Source organism: Candidatus Absconditicoccus praedator (assembly GCF_021057185.1).
Lineage (GTDB): Bacteria > Patescibacteriota > Gracilibacteria > Absconditabacterales > Absconditicoccaceae > Absconditicoccus > Absconditicoccus praedator.
On the sequence record NZ_CP054059.1, the window covers coordinates 762,820 to 780,667 of the forward strand.

Genomic DNA, 17,848 nt, shown 5'->3' on the forward strand with positions numbered 1-17,848 from the left:
TAAATTAATGAAATCTGAAGAGCTTTCAGATCCGTCCTTGAATTAGTTGAATTAATCAATAATTTCAGCAGAATAAAGATCATCATCAAATATATCCGCTTGAGTTATTTCATCAGGTGATATAATTTCAGGATCATATTCAACGTCTGCGGTTTCATTTACTAAATCCACATTCGATGATTCCACTCCATCTAAGGAATTCAAACTAGACTCTATTCTCATCACACATGATATACAAAACATACCATCTATTGCAAGCTTCAAAGACTCATATTCAGACTCATAACCTTGTTCTTCAGCAGCTGCAGAAGTTTCAAAAGATATAGAAGAACTCAAGGTAGTATATCAAACAGTAAAGTTGTAAGCTCATATAGCTACCAAAAACACAGCTATTACTCTAAAAACTACTTGACCAAAAGCTCATTTCAAGAAACTAGATATACTTCCAAATCAAAGCAAAGGAATCATAGATCCAAGAACAAAAGATAACATCACCAAGGATCACTGCCAAAAACTACCTGTAGTAACAGCAAACAACTGTGCTGCCATACTAAAACCACAAGGCACAAAAAAAGTTGCTCATCAGATACCAGTTGCATAAAACTTTTCTCATAAGTTTTCAGTCTTGCTTCTTAGTTTCTTGAAAAGGAAACTAGGCATTGCAATACTATAAGCACTTAATTTGGGAGATACTCAACTAAGATTTATTCATATTTGAAGTATTATCAATCAAATAATTATGTATATTATGGAGTATGTAAGGTTTGTAAATCATATCACAGATCACACAACTCATAGCAAACCACCCAATATAGCAAAACTTAAAAGCCTTCAAATGTAAGAAAAGGTAGCGTTGTTAAAAAATTATCAGTAATAGAACTTTTCAATAACTTCATAAGGAGTTTTATTATCTAGTCATTTATGTGGCTTTACAGTGTTATATCGATTTACAAATCTTTTTAAAGACATTTTTCTATGTTCTGATGACTTAAAAACTTCCTTACTGTGCCACATATCGATTAATGTTCTTATAACCCTCTCTGCTTTTCAATTTGTTCTTGGTGTTCTAACTTTTGTAAATTTTTGCTTTATTCAGCTTTTTACACACTCTTTAACAAATTCATGTTTATCATTTCATTTGTACTCAACTCAATTATCTGAGTACACACACTCAATAGTGTAAGGACATTCATCTATTACCTGTCTAAGAAACATAGACGAAGATACTTGTGTCTTATCTTGCATTATAGCTACATAAAGTTCTCTAGAATAGTCGTCTATTCATACAAATAAGTATTCAGACTTTTTGTTTGCTGCTCATCTTATAAGAGGTAGTTTTTTTGTGTCAAAATGCATCATTTCTCAAGGGTAGTTTTTATTGTATCTTCTAGCTTCTTTGTTTTTCTTTTCTATTATCTTAGATTCTATTTTAGCTAATCTAAGTAATCATCGCCTAATGTTTCTAAATCTATTATTGATAGAATTTCTTGGTAAAAACTCTTGAGTTCTTGCTCTCTTTATTATCTTGTATATGGTAGGCAATGATACATTGAACTTAATATGTAAATCCTTAGGCTTCATTCATCTTTTATAGTATTCCCAGACCTCTTTTCTCTGGAGTGGTGTTAGTCTTGTATTTTTATGTATATTCATTACATAGTTTGTTATCAAATAAATAGTATTTTGTATACACATTATTTTTAACAACGCTATATAATCTTACAGTAAACATATTTAAAAAAAATAATGCAATAGATGCCATTAAAATCTTAAAAGAAAAAAATTTCTTGAATATAATAAAATTTTATAACATACAGAATGCTCAAGAACTGGAGAGCCTGTTTGAAAAAGATAATGTAATCAATGTTTTAAAGTTTTTCTTTGAAACAAATCTGGAATGAGTACTTGAATTGTGTGAAGATACAGATGATTTTGAGCAATTTGTTGAAGATGATAATATAATATCATTTTTACAAAAATTTAATAATGATATATTAAACACATCAAGAGTAAACAAACTATTCAAAACACATGAGAATGAAAAATCTAAATATAAAAATTTAGATATGGTATTGTGATTATGCTCAAATATACAAGATCTTGAACTTATTTTTGGTAAAAAAAATATACTTAAAATCTTATCAGAAGCAGAAGTGGATGTTTTTGAATTTGTAATAAAATTATGTGATAATATTGAAGAGTTTATAGATATTGGTGAAGACCTATATTTATATGGTCTTTTAAAAGATGAACCAAGTTGAAGATTCAAAAAATTTATAAACAAGTTTAATATACAAAATTCTGAAGGATTAAAAAATTTTTTGGAAGCTGAAAACTCAGCAAGAATGCTAAGAGATTTTAACCATTATAAAATGGATATACTGATATGAATGTGCTGTACACTTGATGATTTAAAAAGTTTTTATGAAGATGAAAATACTATAAAAGTTATTGATACTATCAAAGAATTAAACATATCTAGTTTAGAATACTTAATGTATTTTTTCAAAATTGAATGCAAAGACGACTTATTAGCTTTTTTTCAAAATGAAAAAACAATACAAGTACTAAAATTTGTCAAAAGAAAAAATCTAGAAAATATTGTAAAGTTGTATAATATTCAAAAGCAAGAAGAACTAGAAAAACTTTTTGAAAAAGAAAATCTTGCTAATCTTGTTAAATTCGCAGAAACATATAGTTTGATTTATATGACAAAACATATCAGTTCAACAGAAGAGTTTGAATGGTTATGTGAAAGTGAAGCTCTAAGAGAGGTTACGAAATATTCTGGAGAAAAAGATTTATTTTATTTGGTTTATATATATAATATTCAAAATGCCATAGATTTTAGAGAATTTTGTGAAAACAATGATATTAGAAACTTCTTGAAAAAATCTAAATATAACAATCTTTATAATGTACTAAAATACTATGGTATCAAAACTCAAAATGATGTTGAGAAGGTTTTTGGAAAAGAAAATATAACAAATGTTTTGTATTCTGCAAAAAAGGAAAACTTAGATTATTTACTACAATTTTGTGATAATTTGGACGAACTCAATGAAATTTGAGGATGCAATCATGTAGTTAGTATTTTAAAATGTCTTACACCAGAACATTTTAGATTGTTGCTTGGGTTGTGTGCAACTATTAAGGATATAGAAAAGTTGTGTCAAAATGAAAATTTAAAGCTATTCCTAGAAAATTATCATTCTCAGTCCAAAATAAACTTAAATCAAGAAAATATAAGCAAACAAAAAATTGTATCTTTTTTGGATAAAAGATTATTAAGAAGTAAACAAAATATAAGATTATTTTTTGATGCATATATCCCTGATTCAGAAAATTTAGAAAAATTACTAATTTATTGTTTAGAAAATAAACAGAAATCATTGTTAAAAATACTTCAACTGCTCAGGGATAAAGAATATTTTTGAGTAGGTCCAAACATAGATAATTTTAAAACTTTGGATGATTTTAGAGATGAAAATCAGGAAATAAAGCAAAGCAAGCTTAGAGAAAATTTTGAAAAAATAGTGAGACTAAATCAGCTAAAAGACAAGCTTGTACAGAAGAAACTGAGGGAGTTTGATAACTTGTTGGCAAATTGAAATATAAAATGACTAGAAAAACTTCTGATGGAAAATCTAATAGAGTATTTTATTAATACATATTACAGGAAAAGAAAAATAAAAATTGCTTCAAACATAAAGAAAGAACTTTGAGAACATATAAGTATTGGTGATATAGACATTGAAAAAATAGATAGGCAAGAGTTTAAGGAAAGTTACAAAATGGCACTTTCTACTCAAATAAATAAAAAACAAATTAATAAACTTCTTATAGATTATTTTAAATGAAAGTTTGATAATTTAGAAGACTGAAAACTTAATCAATATGATACCAAGAGAAATAAAAAATGGCTTAGAAAACATTTGAACAAAAAACAACAAAAAATATGGCTTTCTAGGAATACCAAGATAATAAATGTTCTCTGAGATGAAGACAATCAGGCAGAAAATATAGAAAGTCGTATCGATCATCATTTTGAGGTTGCAATAAGAAAAATCAATGAAATTAACAGCTTGTGATTTGATTTTGAAGTAGAATTTGACTCTTCCTGAAATTTGGTAAATTATTTTAATTCCGAAATAAAGAAATCTAAAAAACAAATAAAAGAAGCTTCTAGTGAGGAAGATTTATTTGATGATTTGGAATTACAAATAAGGGAAATAGAAGAATTGTTTAAATGAAAGAAATCCAAAGAAGCAAATAAGATAATAATTGAAAGAGAACTAGATCCTTTGAACTCATTAATGATGTGAAATCGGGTAGAAGGAAGTTGTCTATCTTTTAATAGGGGTTTGGGAAATTATTATTCGGTGATATCTAATACCATAGATGTAAACAAAGCAGTTTTTTATGTTAAAGATGAAAATTATAATATTTTATGAAGATGCTTGGTAACTATATGAAATGATAATAAAATAAGTAGATATAAAATGTATTATAACTGAAATGTATCTGCTTCTATAGATAATTATTTTGATAAATATATCAAAGAACTATCAGAAAAACTATGATTGCAGCTAAACTGAAGTAGTAGGAGAGTTAAAAAAATAGAGTGTGACAAATGGTATGATGATTGAATTAAAGTGGTTAAAGAAAATTAGAATGGATATACTATTGTTTTTTTGCTACGAAATATATAAATTTGCATAACTTTGAAAACTTCTGTATAGTTTAGTTAGAAATTTTATCTCAACTCAGACATTATGTTGGAACAAACAAAGAACAAGTACAATCTAGATATTCTGATGAATGTTTTAGATAAGAAAGGCTATAAAATATTTACTCAAAAATATATACCAAACATAATTTGAGTCAGAGATATACAAAATATAGATTGCTTTGATGATGTTTTAATACTATTTTATTTTGATGAAAACTCTCAGCCAAGTTATCAAGAATATAGTATAACAACTTTGCCAGGTATGTATTACCTGAAAAATCCTCCAAATACTGAATGAACTGCAGTATTAAAAGAATGACAGTACTTAGATTTATACCGCTTATGAATTCACAAACAAGCAATCTCCAAAAGAATAAATAAAATCTTTTATAAATACTTATTATCGATTTTTTTGAAGCCTTTTGAGAGAAAAATATATTTGTCTAATAGTTTTATGGCCAATAAACTAGAAGAAACTATAAATAATCTTAACTCATCACACAAGGCCTTGATTCAAAATATAGATGAAATCCCTGTATACAGGGAAAATAATAGAAGCTGAGAACTTAAATTTGAAAAAAATTGATTCTGAACAGAAATCAATATTCATAGAGCCTCTTATTTGTGAAAGGCAATAAAAGTCTGAAACTATTCGGCAGGGTGTCAGGTTTTTGCTTCTAGATTGGAATTTGATGATTTTTTGGAAAAAATAGAAAAGTGCACAAAGAAAGCCTGATTGGTCAGTATACCTTATACTTTGATAAATAAAAAGGATTTGTAGATGTTACTAGTAGTTTGAATAGTATTAACTTGAGACTTTTTAAGTAGGTTCTAATAATTTCTTCTAATTAATATAAAAATCAATAGTTTTTATATTGATTTTGTTGGATTTTATGAAAAAAGTACTAAAAAAACAAAGATTATAGTATTTTTAAGGAAACAATTGCATTATTTGTTGAATATATTAATTAGTTATTACATGGTTTTATACCAAACTTTTTTAGTATGCTTTCAAGAGGGCAAAATCATGTAATTCCAAACTGAAAAAGGTTTGCCCCTATAAATATTGTAGCAAAAATCCAATATTCATGATGTAATAATCCTAGTAAAGAAGTTGTCACAATCATTATTCAAGCAATAATTTTAATATAATTATCTGTACACATGCTGTTTCTATTAAGAAAATAAATTTAATATCAAATTAAATTTATTTATATAATTTTAAATACAATTTCTTAGACAAACTATATCTTGTTTATACTAAAAAAATGTATTAAAAAACTATTTGTTTTTTCTGTTTTCCTTGGCTTTTGATATAAGTGGTCTTCAGTTTTTTCATTTTTTATAAAAAGATTTTATTAACTTTTTAGCATCTTCTTGAATAACATTAATAAAACTAAAGTCATTCAACATTCTCAAATCGTTTATATCTTGTTGATCAACTCAAGAAATATCACTTAGGTATTGTATCAGCTCCTTTTTGTCCATTCAACTGTTTTTTCATATAGCAACAAATAGTTTTGCTTCATCATTTGTATTTTGTTGTACTGTCTTTGTATTTGGTTTGGATATGTTTGAATATCTTTTGGTAGAAAACTTTTCTTTGAATGTGATATTTAAAAGAGCAGATATTACAGTTTCTGGTTTATCCAGTTTCAATAATTCATTTGCAAGATCTTTATTGTCTTCAAATTCGTGATTGTCTATAGCAATTCAAACTTTTTCTTTTAGGTTTTCTTTTTGCAGATTTATAATATCTTGTGGAGTAGGTATTTGACACTCTTCGATATTGGTTTTTATCTTTTTTTGTATACTTTTGATTCTTCATATTTCATTTGATTCTACAAAAGTTATTGCAGTTCAAGATTTACCAGCTCTTCAGGTTCTTCAAATTCTATGAGTATAATCTTCTGTGTTTTCAGGTATAGAAAAGTTTATTACATGTGTAAGTCATTTTACATCCAGCCCTCTTGCAGCAACATCTGTAGCAATCAAAGTTTTTACAAATCATTTTTTGAAGCTGGATATTACTTTTTCTCTTTGATTTTGTGATATATCTCAATGTATACAGTCAGCATTGTATCATTTTTGTTTTAATAGTTTGGTAAGCTCATCTACGTCTGCTTTGGTTCTACAAAATACAATTCAGTAAAATTCGTTTTGAATATCAAGTAGTCTATAAAGTAACTCAGGTTTATCTTTTTTTTGTATAGTGTAATAATACTGATTTACAGTATCACTTGTTAGAGTATTGGATTTGATTTTAATAAGTTCGTATTCTTTCATGAAGTTTTCTACTATTTTTATTATAGCATTTGGCATTGTTGCAGAAAAAAGTATTGTTCTTTTTTCTTGAGGAGTTGTTTCAAGTATCTGATAGATATCGTCTATGAATCACATATTTAGCATCTCATCAGCTTCATCCAACACAAAATAATCTATGTTTGAAAAATCCAACACTTTGTTGTCTAAATGATCGATTATTCTTCAAGGTGTACCTACCAAAATATCAATTCAAGATTTGATTTTTCTTTTCTCTTTTATGTATGATTGTCATCAATATATAGTAAAAACACTTAGGTCTCTTTTTCAAACAAACGATTCAAGTTCTTGACCTACTTGTATAGCAAGTTCTCTTGAAGGACAAAGAATTATGGCTTTTATGTGTTTGCTTCTTTTTTCTTGTAGTATCTTTTCTATCAAGGGTAGTCAAAAAGCTGCTGTTTTTCAGCTTCATGTTTGACTTTGTCATACCATATCTTTTTCAGTTTGCATAAGTATAGGGAAAGATTTTTCTTGTATTTTTGAAGGTGATTCAAATCACTTTTTTGCTAAAATATCCAGAGTTTCCTGGCTAAATCAAAATTTTGTAAATTCTGTCATTGTTTTTTGTAATTTATCTAAAAGCACTCTCACAAAAACATTTTTGTAACCAAAAATTTCTAAATTAGGAGAAATTTTGTTTTTGCTATGCTTTTACTCCTTTTGATTGAAAGTTGTTTTGATTACTTCTTGTTTTTGAAAAGAATTAACTCATTATAATGTTTTTTTGAAAAAATGCAATGAAGTTTTAATATTATAATATTGATTTATTGTTTGTTTTGTGTTATAATTGTATATTTATACTGATAATAAATATGATGAAATTTATTTTGATATGAGTAATTTTTGTAGTTTTCTTGTCTTTTTCGGAAGGTAAGGTAGGAGAGTATGTTGAAAAACTAAATATTGATGAGCATTTGCAGTTTGTTGGAAATACTTTCAATGAACAGTGGGGCAATTTGCAAGAATCTATAGATGAATGATCTTTTTGGGCAAAAAGCTCTGAAGAAAAAGAAGAAATGCAAGAAAAAACTTCTTCTTGAGTAGGTGCCTACAATACATTTACAAAGATAGAAAAACAGTTGGCAAAAGAGATTGATTGAATAGATTACGATGATGAGCTTAATATGTACGACCTTATCAAAATGGAAAAAGATATTTCAAAAAAATTGGATTGAATCAGCTTTGATGAAGAGAAAAATATAGAAAATTTTTATCAAATTTTGGATCAAGTTGATGAAAGTTATGATGAAAAATCAATTAATAATCTTGAATCTATCATAGAAGAAGCCATGGATTAATTGCTGGTTTATTTGTATAAAATAGATTTTTTGTTTGAAATTTAATAATATAAAGTGTATTGAATTTGGGATTCAAATTGTTATTAAATAAAATAGTTTTTCATAAGATTTTATAAATTATCAAAAAATTATGTCTAGTATAGAAAAAATAAATTGACATTATCAACCTCCCAAAAAATGATTATCTTTAACTAGCAGAACTTGTGATCTGCTTAGTAGGTCCAATTATATTAGACAACAAGCTACTCACCTTTGTCAAAGGAAAGCTTATCTGGAACAACAGGGGTTGTCTCCAGAGGAAGCACAAATTTGGGAAAAATCAATTTGTGGTTATCAGTTTTTGTTGATGTGAATAAATTATTTTTATTGAGAAAATAGATATGATATATCAAATGTTAATCAAGATAGTCAAAGGTATTATGCTTTTTTTGATTTTTACTGATGACAAGAAAAACAATATCCATTTTTTTCAAAAGAAAACTGATGGTTGCATTATTGACTTTTGCAAATTGCTAGAGAGCAAGGTTTGTATTGATTTTATAAAAGATTTTCAAAAGAAAAAAATCAATTTTTATCTGATCTAACAGGTGCAATAGAAGAAAATTATTTTGTTGGTATGTCGGTGAATTTCCGTGGTAGTTTGGATAAAGATTCAAAATATTCTCATATAGTTGCAGTGATATGATATGATTTGGATAGGTGAATACTGATTTTGAACGATCCATATGCAGTACAACCTTATGAGGTAGATATAAATGCATTTTTAGAAAAATTTAATGGTTCAGTTTTTATGATATCAGAAAAGCCTGATGAAGAATTACTTGTTAGTTCTCCATTTTTAGCAGAAAAAGAAGAATATCCAAATTCTTCTCATACAGTTGTATGAATACATCATGATGAAACATCAGCCTATAAATTTATTGATCTATTAGAGGTTGACAAAGTCAAGTTGACGCAAAATCATGAAAGATCAATTAGGTTCCGTATTAATGATACTTTACTAAGAGTAGACCCCAACAGAATTTTTTCTGATTACTGAGCTTTGAAGTCTGTTCTTACTCTCAATAAGCATATAATTCCATCAAACATACAAGATATTGAACAGTTATGTCAACAAATTTTTTCAAGTAATGAGATGTCAGATGATATCAAAAAGGTTTTGGAGGTGTTGTGAAATATTAGAGAGTATGTATTATCAAAGTTTGATCTTACAAAGCCTTTGGTTTCAATTCATAATAATAGACTTATGAATGTTAAAAAAGATTTTTCAAAGCAGTTTTGTTTTGTGTCAGAGCGTTTCCCATTGAATTGTTTTGTGTTGGTAACAAGTATGGAAGATTTTAATGAGTTGAAATCTTATTGAATAAATGTTGTTTTTCAGTCAAATGTGGAATGAGACTGATCTTTGTCTGATTTTGCAATTCAAAACTGAATTAGGTATTTTAATATAGAAACTTGATACGATAATGAATCATGGCAATATCAAGAGTTTATCTACAATAAAATAAAGGAAATAATCCAAAAAAATCCTTGATAAGGGCTTGAAAATCCTTATAAAATATTATGTTTTTTTAGATATTTTATGAGTATGATAATGCAGTATAGTAATGAGTCTTTGGATAGAATTCAAAAAATAAAAAAACTTCAAAATTCTTGATTGATAGTCTATGCCAACAAATACAATAAAACTTATGATATTTCTTATATCAAAGAAAATGAAAACACTTTTTGAGTTGGTGAAGCAAAAGATCTTATGCAAAGATGAGCTAAAAATAATATAAAAACTGCAGGTAGGATGATAGCATATCACAGTCATGGAAAATTGGCTTTTGCAAAAATACAAGACAATACTTCTACAATTCAAGTATGTTTTGTAAAAGATCAAGTAAAATTTAATACTTGAGAAAGTATTGTAGAAAATTTTGAAGTAGAGTGAGAAGAAAAAACTGCATACAAAATTGCAGAAAAACTTGTAGATACTTGAGACTATATTTGAGTAGAATGAGAACTTTTTTATACAAATCATGGAGAACTTACTATTTTCCTAAATAATTTTCAAATATTATCAAAATCTATAAGACCACTTCCAGAAAAATGGCATTGAATCAAGGATGAAGAGCTGATTTACAGACAAAGATATTTGGATTTGATTGCAAATGATGATAGTTATGAAAAATTTATATTTAGAAGTAACTTTATAAAAGCATTAAGAGATTTTTATCATGAAAAATGATTTATCGAGTTGGAAACACCTGTAATGTGAAATGCAGCAAGTGGTGCAGCTGCTAAACCTTTCATAACTTATCATAACGATTTTGATCAAGAATTTTATCTAAGAATATCGCCTGAAACATCATTGAAAAAAGCAACTGTGGGAAGATTTGAAAAGGTTTTTGAGATATGAAAACAGTTTAGGAATGAGTGAAGTGATCCTTCTCATATTCAAGAATTCACTTCTTTGGAGCATTATGCAGTATACTGGAATTTTGAAGATAATATGAAGTTTACAGAAGAACTTTTTGATTATCTTTTTGAACAGTTGAACTTGCCAAAACAGATTGAAATCAAAGATAAAAGTTGACAACCTCAAAAAGTAGATTTCTCAACTCCTTGGGAAAGGGTAGATTACATCCAATGAATTAAAAATGCATGTGGTATCCAAATAAGTAACTATCAACAAGGTGATGAAGAAAAACTTAGAGAAGACATCAAAAAAGCAGGTGTAGAGTTTGCTGGTATGGATGAGATGTGACTTGCAACTTTAATAGACTATCTTTATAAAAAAGTTTTAAGACCTAGTATAGTTTGACCAGCATTTGTATATAATTATCCAAAAACTATGCAGCCTTTGGCAAGAACTAGTGATAATGATTCTAAAAAGGTTGAACAATTCCAACTGGTAATAAATGGTTGGGAGGTTGTAAAATCATATAGTGAGTTGGTTGATCCAATAGAACAAGCAAATAATTTTGAGGAGCAAGCAAAAGCTGCTGCAAAATGAGATGAAGAAGCTACAGCTTCTGATGATGAGTTTGTGTTGGCTATGGAATATTGAATGCCTCCACAGTCTGGTTGGGGTATGTGAATTGATAGAATATTAGGTTTGATTTTATGAGAAGATAACATTAGGGATGTTGTGCTTTTCCCATTGATGAAATCTTATGGTGAAGACTCTCAACAAAAAGAATAATTGTTTTAATTGTTTATTGAATAATGAGAAAAATAATTTGAATAGACTTGGATGAAGTGCTTTCAGAAACTGTAGAACATGCTCTTAAGGCAAATGATTATAAAATATGTTGAATTCCTATTAGAAAAGAGCAAATTAATGATTATTATATTTTCAGAATGAAAGAGTTTGAGTGAATGCAGCAAGAAGCTGTAGACTTTTTTGGTGATTTTCTTTTATCAGAAAAAGCCAAAGAAATCAAGCCTGTAGACTGAGCTTATGAAAAATTGAAAGAACTGAAATCAGCTTGATATACCTTGAATGTTGTTACAGCTAGAAGAGATTTCCTAAAAGATAGAACTTATGAATGGCTTGATAAAAATTTACCATCTTTAATAAGTGATGTGTATTTTACAAATAGTTTCTGAGACAATCAGATCAAAAAGTCTGAAGTTATCAAGAAGATATGAGCTGATTATATGTTTGAAGATAATTTTGAGTATGCTTTTGATGTTGCTTCGGTTTGAGTAAAAACTTTCTTGTTGGAAAAGCCTTGGAATGCTAATCAAACTGAAAATACTTGACTTATAAAAAGAATAGCTAGTTGGAATGAATTTAGTTTAGAAATGCTTTAATTATGTGAATAAAAGTATTTTGATTTGGGTCGTTAATCAATGAGGACTCACTTAGAAAGACTGCACCAAATGCATTTGATTTGAAGGTATGATATATATACTGATACAATAGAATATTTGATATAAAAGCATCAAATAGATTTTGTAGTATTTGTGGTAAGTATACATCTGCTTTAAATATTTTTGAGGTAGATTATGAATCTTTCATGTGATGAGTTTTGTTTGAGGTATCAGAGAAGGAGTTTTGATATCTAAAAGAGAGAGAAAAATCATATATAATGAAACAAATAGAAGTTTATAATCAGTTTTGAGAATTTATTGATAATGCATATGTTTTTTATAGGAAATGACATAAAAAGTATGGTTTTTTAAAAAATTCACCTAAGCAAAGAGAGTATTTATCTTTATGTGTTGCTTGAGCCTCTAGTATTTGAGAAAGTTTTGCAAAAAATTTTTATCAAACAACTTTTATATGAGAAAAAACATTAGAGGAGTACATACATAATAATAAATTGTTTCAGGATATTTTGAACTTACAAAATAGGTTCCAATCACAAAAAAACCCGTCTGAATAGATTCAGCGGGTTTTTTTGATAAAAAATATTGTTTATATAATTTAGCATATATTAGCAGTTAGTATTTTTATTAACTTCATATTATATCTTCCATAATTCATTCAAGATCTATTTCATCATCTTTTTCTTCTCAGTTTAGTTTATCTTTGAGGTCAGTATAAATATTTTCTAGTAGTGAAATAACTTTTTCTCTTTGATCATCACTTATTCTAGAATGATTTTCAAATCTTTCAATAGCATTTTCTATTCTATCAATTCTTTCTTTGACCCATTTGGTTTTTTCTTCTTCCTCCATTCATGAAACAAGATTTTCAACTTGTTGATTGAATGTATTTCTTGCGGTTTCAACTTGTTCTCTGTGTCTTTGTGATAGTCTTTCAGTTCTTTCTTGAAGTTGTGTTCTCATATTTTTATCTTTTTCTTTAGCTTCTCATATCCTGTCTTTTATTTGTTCTTCAAGATTTTCTGGAATTTCTCCGGTTCATGTCTCTTCCCTTATTTGATGGACTTTGTCACTCATTCTTTGTGAGCTATCTCTAGCAATTTCTCTTACTCTGTCACCAATTCATCATCTATTATTATCTTTTTGATCTTCCAGTTCTTGTTCTGAGTTTATTGAGTTGTCTCCATTAGATTGAATGTTTGGTGTGTTGATTTCCACTTCTGTATTGGTACCTGTAGAGGCTTCAGTATCTTCTAAGTCTGCTGTGTTAGCAAAACTAACTCAAAATAATCACATAAGTGATAATATAATAATTGTTGTTTTTTTCATCTTAATTGTAGTTTAATATATAAAATTATAGAAATTTTAAGAAGAAAAATAATTATTTCAAGTATAACTTCAAATTGTGATTTATTTTCCACAAAAAAACCACCCTTTGTTCTGGGTGGGCTAATTTGCCAGATGCTGGCTAAGTTGTTGTTTTAGAAAGCATGGAGGAGAGATACATGCTTTCTGCTGCTTCCATCCTATAAAGCAACAAGGAATTTTTTACTGATATTTATAATATTTTCAATGCTTTTTTGACAATTTTGATATAAATAGATATAATTTTATCTAGCCATTTAAAACAAAAATAAAAAAGATGAAACAAAAAGAAAAACTACTTATTAATAAGTTTAATCCAGACAAGTTATTTTCATGAATTTTTCATTGTAAGAATTTTTGGCAGTTTGGAAAAAATCTCAATAAAAATAAGCATTCTATAATAAATTTTATTTGAGTATGATTTGATGTTGTAAAATCATTTGAGATTTCAGCAAAAACTAAAAAACAATTTTCTTATCAAAATGATATAATGTTGTATTGAACTTTATCTCAAGAGTATATAACAGATTTTAATAACTATTTGGAAACATCTTTTTTGATATCAGAAGATATAAATTATTATTATTCCAAAAAGTCTATTGAAAATCTTGAGAAAATAAAGGATTTTATTTGTATGTTTGACAATTATTCTTTTAGATATATATGGGAACCAGTTTTTATAAATAATCTTGCAAAATCTATAAAAAGTCTTGATCAAGATTCTTGGCAAAAAATTAAAATAGTTTTTTTATTTTGATTATCAAATAGTTTTGATGAATATCAAAGATTGTATGATTTTTTTAATAAACTGGAGTGTTTTGTTTTTGATGATAAATGGTGAAAGTTTAAGATTTGGTGATTTTGGTTCATAACTTTGCCATTTTTTGTGATTTTAGCTAGTATTTTTCTACCATTTGGGGTTTTTGTATCTTTGTTGGTTTTGGTGTGATGAATGTTTTATAAACTTTTAGTGGATATTTATTCAAAAACTGATTATAGGATAAATTTCAATATATGAATAAATACTATAGCATGAACAAGCTTGGTTGTGTTTTTCTTGTCTTCAATTTTTCTTACAGATTTTGATTCATATAAAAGATGATATGAAAAGATGAGTTGATTTGTGAACATTATGTCTGCTTCAAATACAGTTGATGTTTTGTCTAGTTTGGGATCTATGGATGTTTCAAATCCCAAAAGTTTTTCAGACTCAAAACTTAATGATACAATAAATACAAATTATATAGAAAATACTCAAAAACAATATCATTATAACCTTATTTCAGATCAGATTCAAAAATATGATAACAAACAACAAAAAGATAAATCAAATAAAATGTTTTTTGAATGAAAAAAACAATCAATTACAAATTCTACATTTTTATGGAATTTGGTAGAAAAGATATATCAAAAACACAATTTAGAAAATTGAGTTAACTTTTCTGAAAAAGAAAAGTATCAAATTTTTATAAAAGTTATTCAAGACTATACAAATTTGAAAATAGATAAGTTTAGAAATCAAAGCATATCCAATGTTAGTTGAACTATGCATTGGAATGAGTTGTCAAAATGGTTGCCTAACTGATTTGAAATAGATATGCATAAGCTAGAAAAAATTCTTGTATCAAACATTCAAAAAAATAAATAATTGAAAAAAAATTAAAAATAATTACAATGTATTCAGACATTTAGTGTATCTTAAAAAAGATTATAAATTACACTAAATTACAAAAATACAAAAAAAGGCTTTGTAGTGTTATTAAAAACAATTTAGGAAAATAAAAATATTATTTGTATGAATTTCTTGATTGGGCTGTTGGTGGTTTTGTTTCTTTGTTTTTTGTTATATTTTATTTGAAAATGAATACATTTTTACTATTACAAAAAAAATCTAGAAAAAAAAGCAGAGGAACTAAGATTTCTTCAGGTAAAGATCCCTCGTAGAGATGCAGATTCTGATCAAAGTCAAGACAATGTACAATCAATGAAACAAAATATAGAGATAATGACTCAGTTTTTAAATAGTTTATCATCTATGCATGATGATAGTTATAAAGCCAAATTTTACTGACAAAAATATATAAGTTTGGAAATATATGTAGAAAAAGAGGTTGTAAAATTTGCTTTATGAGTTCCAAAAGATCATATTGAAACATTTGAAAAGTTGATATCATCATTTTACGCATGAGCAGTAATAGACTATATTTCTCAACCAAATATACTTGAATGATGAAAGTTTGCAGATTGATGATATTTTAGTTTAGCCAAAAAAGATGAGCTACCTATACAAACTTATGAAAATCTAGAAGCTGATCCAATGGATAGTATATTATCAACTTTTTCTATGCCAAATCGGGATGAAAAACTTTTGTTGCAAGTGATAACTACTCCTATGTGAGAGAAAGAGCAATCTGATTTCAAAAAAAGTATAGAAAGTGAGAAAAAAGATGATTGATGAGGTATTTGGGCTTTTTTGAAGTCCATAATAGTAAATCTTTTTAATTTTGAGGGTGAATGAAAAGATGATTCTTCTGATGATAAAAAAGAAAAATATTCTTGAAATCTTTCTTCTGAAATAGATAAAAAAGCCGAGTCAGAAATGTTTAGAGTACAAATAAGAGCTATTGCAACAAGTGTTAATCAGGATAGACCCCAAAAAATACTTAAAGATTTAGAAAGATCCATATCTCAATATCATCTTGTATGATTAAACAAGATCAAGTTTTCAAAAATGAAGGATTTTGAAAGTTTTTGTAAAGATGTATCTTTAAGGCTACCAATAGATTGATATTTTTCATATAAAAATATAAAAAATCCCAATTTATGACAAAGACTAAGCAAAAAAGAAGTTGCTTCATTGTATCATTTACCTCATAGTAGATACAACAAGAACTCAAGAATAAAATGGCAAAACTATAAGATAGTTGCAGCTCCTGATGGTCTTCCAAAAGACTGAATTTTGCTGGGTCACAATTTGTTTGCATGACAGAAAAAAGAAGTAAGGCTGTCTGCTGAAGACAGGTTTAGACATTTTTATTGTATTTGACAAACTGGTACTGGTAAGACAACCATGCTTTTGAATCAAGCAAAAGATGATCTACAAAACTGAAGATGATTTTGTTTTATAGATCCACATGGTGATTTTTGTGAAGACTTACTTTGATATTTTCCAAAAGAAAGAATAAATGATTTAATATATTTTGATGCATCAAATTTTGAATATCCTATGTGATTAAATGCATTTGAAGCAGAAACGGAAGAGGAAAAGGATGTGGTAACGAATGATTTGGTAGATATGTTTATACAGCTTTATTGACATGAAATTTTTGGTCCAAGACTTCAGGATTATTTCAGAAATGGGGCTCTTACTCTTATGGACCAACCTGATTGATGAACCTTGGTGGAGATAGTTAGATTGTTTGCAGATGAGGCTTTCCAAAAAGCCAAACTTAAACATCTTAGAAATCCTGTTGTGAGAAGTTGGTGGGAAAAAACTTATGCTGCTATGTGAGACAGAGAAAAAGCAGAAGCTATTCCATTTTTCCAGGCTAAATTTGGGCAGTTTACAACTACACCAATTATTAGAAATATAATATGACAAACAACTTCTTCTTTCAATATGTTTGATGCAATGCAAGAATGAAAAGTAATACTAGTAAATCTTAGTAAGTGATTGGTTTGAGAAATCAACAGTGAGTTGATATGAAGAATACTAACTACTCAAATAAAAGTTGCAGCATTAAGAAGAGCTAATATGCCTGCAGAGAAGAGGCAGCCCTTTTATCTTTATATAGATGAGTTTCAAAATTATGTAAGTCAATCTATAGAAAGTATACTTTCTGAGGCAAGAAAATATAAACTTGGATTAGCAGTTGCTCATCAGTATATAGATCAGCTAAAGACTCATTGATTATGATGAGACCTTGATTTGTCAAAAGCTATATTTGGTAATGTATGAAGTATTATGGCATACAAGGTTTGACCTGAAGATGCAGAATTTTTGGAAAGACTTTATTCTCCAGAATTTAGTAAATCTGACTTAGTAAATATGGACAAATTTAAGTGAGTTATGAGATTGTCAGTAGACTCTCAGCCAACAAAGCCTTTTTCAATAGCAGCAGAAAATCCTTATACACCATACATAAATAACGAAGAAAAAAGAGATGTTATCAAAGAAATATCAGCTTTGAAATGGTGAAGGAAAAAAGAACTTGTTGAAAAAGAGGTATATTATAGAGTATGAGCATAAGGTGTGATTTTTGAGATGAAATTTCGTATTATATTGTGCCCTTTTGGGTTTTGGGGT

13 protein-coding genes are annotated in these 17,848 nt (G+C 27.5%); 9 read left to right on the forward strand and 4 right to left on the reverse strand.

Annotated elements, in window-relative coordinates:
* Window positions 1-51: 51 nt before the first annotated feature.
* Both HLG78_RS03810 and HLG78_RS03815 read right to left on the reverse strand, forming a co-directional pair.
* The gene (locus HLG78_RS03810; RefSeq protein WP_231176291.1) at window positions 52-810 is read right to left on the reverse strand and encodes an urease accessory protein UreH domain-containing protein; all 759 of its coding nucleotides are present in this window, start codon (window positions 808-810) and stop codon (window positions 52-54) included.
* A gap of 54 nt (window positions 811-864) precedes the next feature.
* Window positions 865-1,653: an integrase core domain-containing protein gene (locus HLG78_RS03815; protein ID WP_231176132.1), complete on the reverse strand. Its 789-nt coding sequence runs from the start codon at window positions 1,651-1,653 to the stop codon at window positions 865-867.
* A gap of 134 nt (window positions 1,654-1,787) precedes the next feature.
* On the opposite strand from HLG78_RS03815, the gene HLG78_RS03820 reads away from it, so the two are divergent.
* Window positions 1,788-4,673, forward strand: a complete 2,886-nt coding sequence (locus tag HLG78_RS03820) for a hypothetical protein (RefSeq protein WP_231176292.1) — start codon at window positions 1,788-1,790, stop codon at window positions 4,671-4,673.
* A gap of 102 nt (window positions 4,674-4,775) precedes the next feature.
* Window positions 4,776-5,513 carry a hypothetical protein gene (locus tag HLG78_RS03825; RefSeq protein ID WP_231176293.1) on the forward strand — a complete coding sequence of 246 codons (738 nt, stop codon included), beginning with the start codon at window positions 4,776-4,778 and terminating at the stop codon, window positions 5,511-5,513.
* A gap of 500 nt (window positions 5,514-6,013) precedes the next feature.
* On the opposite strand, the gene HLG78_RS03830 is transcribed toward HLG78_RS03825, so the two are convergent.
* Window positions 6,014-7,615, reverse strand: a complete 1,602-nt coding sequence (locus HLG78_RS03830; RefSeq protein ID WP_231176294.1) for a DEAD/DEAH box helicase — start codon at window positions 7,613-7,615, stop codon at window positions 6,014-6,016.
* 254 nt (window positions 7,616-7,869) lie between these two features.
* Between HLG78_RS03830 and HLG78_RS03835 the strand changes: the two genes are divergently transcribed.
* The 5 genes from HLG78_RS03835 to HLG78_RS03855 all read left to right on the forward strand — a co-directional run bounded on the left by HLG78_RS03835 (window position 7,870) and on the right by HLG78_RS03855 (window position 12,734).
* A complete protein-coding gene (locus HLG78_RS03835) occupies window positions 7,870-8,355 on the forward strand; it encodes a hypothetical protein (RefSeq protein WP_231176295.1) in 486 nt (161 codons plus the stop codon).
* A gap of 130 nt (window positions 8,356-8,485) precedes the next feature.
* Complete coding sequence (locus HLG78_RS03840; RefSeq protein ID WP_231176296.1) at window positions 8,486-9,892, forward strand: C39 family peptidase; 1,407 nt, start codon at window positions 8,486-8,488, stop codon at window positions 9,890-9,892.
* 45 nt (window positions 9,893-9,937) lie between these two features.
* Complete coding sequence (gene lysS / locus HLG78_RS03845; RefSeq protein ID WP_231176297.1) at window positions 9,938-11,545, forward strand: lysine--tRNA ligase; 1,608 nt, start codon at window positions 9,938-9,940, stop codon at window positions 11,543-11,545.
* 23 nt (window positions 11,546-11,568) lie between these two features.
* Window positions 11,569-12,159, forward strand: a complete 591-nt coding sequence (locus HLG78_RS03850) for a 5' nucleotidase, NT5C type (protein ID WP_231176298.1) — start codon at window positions 11,569-11,571, stop codon at window positions 12,157-12,159.
* Between the two features lie 2 nt (window positions 12,160-12,161).
* Window positions 12,162-12,734 (forward strand): gamma-glutamylcyclotransferase family protein, encoded by a 573-nt coding sequence (locus HLG78_RS03855; RefSeq protein ID WP_231176299.1) that lies wholly within the window; start codon window positions 12,162-12,164, stop codon window positions 12,732-12,734.
* Window positions 12,735-12,804: 70 nt separating this feature from the next.
* Here the strand turns inward: HLG78_RS03855 and HLG78_RS03860 are convergent, their stop codons facing one another.
* Window positions 12,805-13,506: a hypothetical protein gene (locus HLG78_RS03860; protein WP_231176300.1), complete on the reverse strand. Its 702-nt coding sequence runs from the start codon at window positions 13,504-13,506 to the stop codon at window positions 12,805-12,807.
* A gap of 313 nt (window positions 13,507-13,819) precedes the next feature.
* On the opposite strand from HLG78_RS03860, the gene HLG78_RS03865 reads away from it, so the two are divergent.
* On the forward strand, window positions 13,820-15,190 hold the full coding sequence (locus HLG78_RS03865; protein WP_231176301.1) for a hypothetical protein: 1,371 nt from the start codon (window positions 13,820-13,822) through the stop codon (window positions 15,188-15,190).
* 147 nt (window positions 15,191-15,337) lie between these two features.
* Complete coding sequence (locus HLG78_RS03870; RefSeq protein WP_231176302.1) at window positions 15,338-17,791, forward strand: type IV secretory system conjugative DNA transfer family protein; 2,454 nt, start codon at window positions 15,338-15,340, stop codon at window positions 17,789-17,791.
* The last annotated feature ends 57 nt before the right edge of the window (window positions 17,792-17,848 follow it).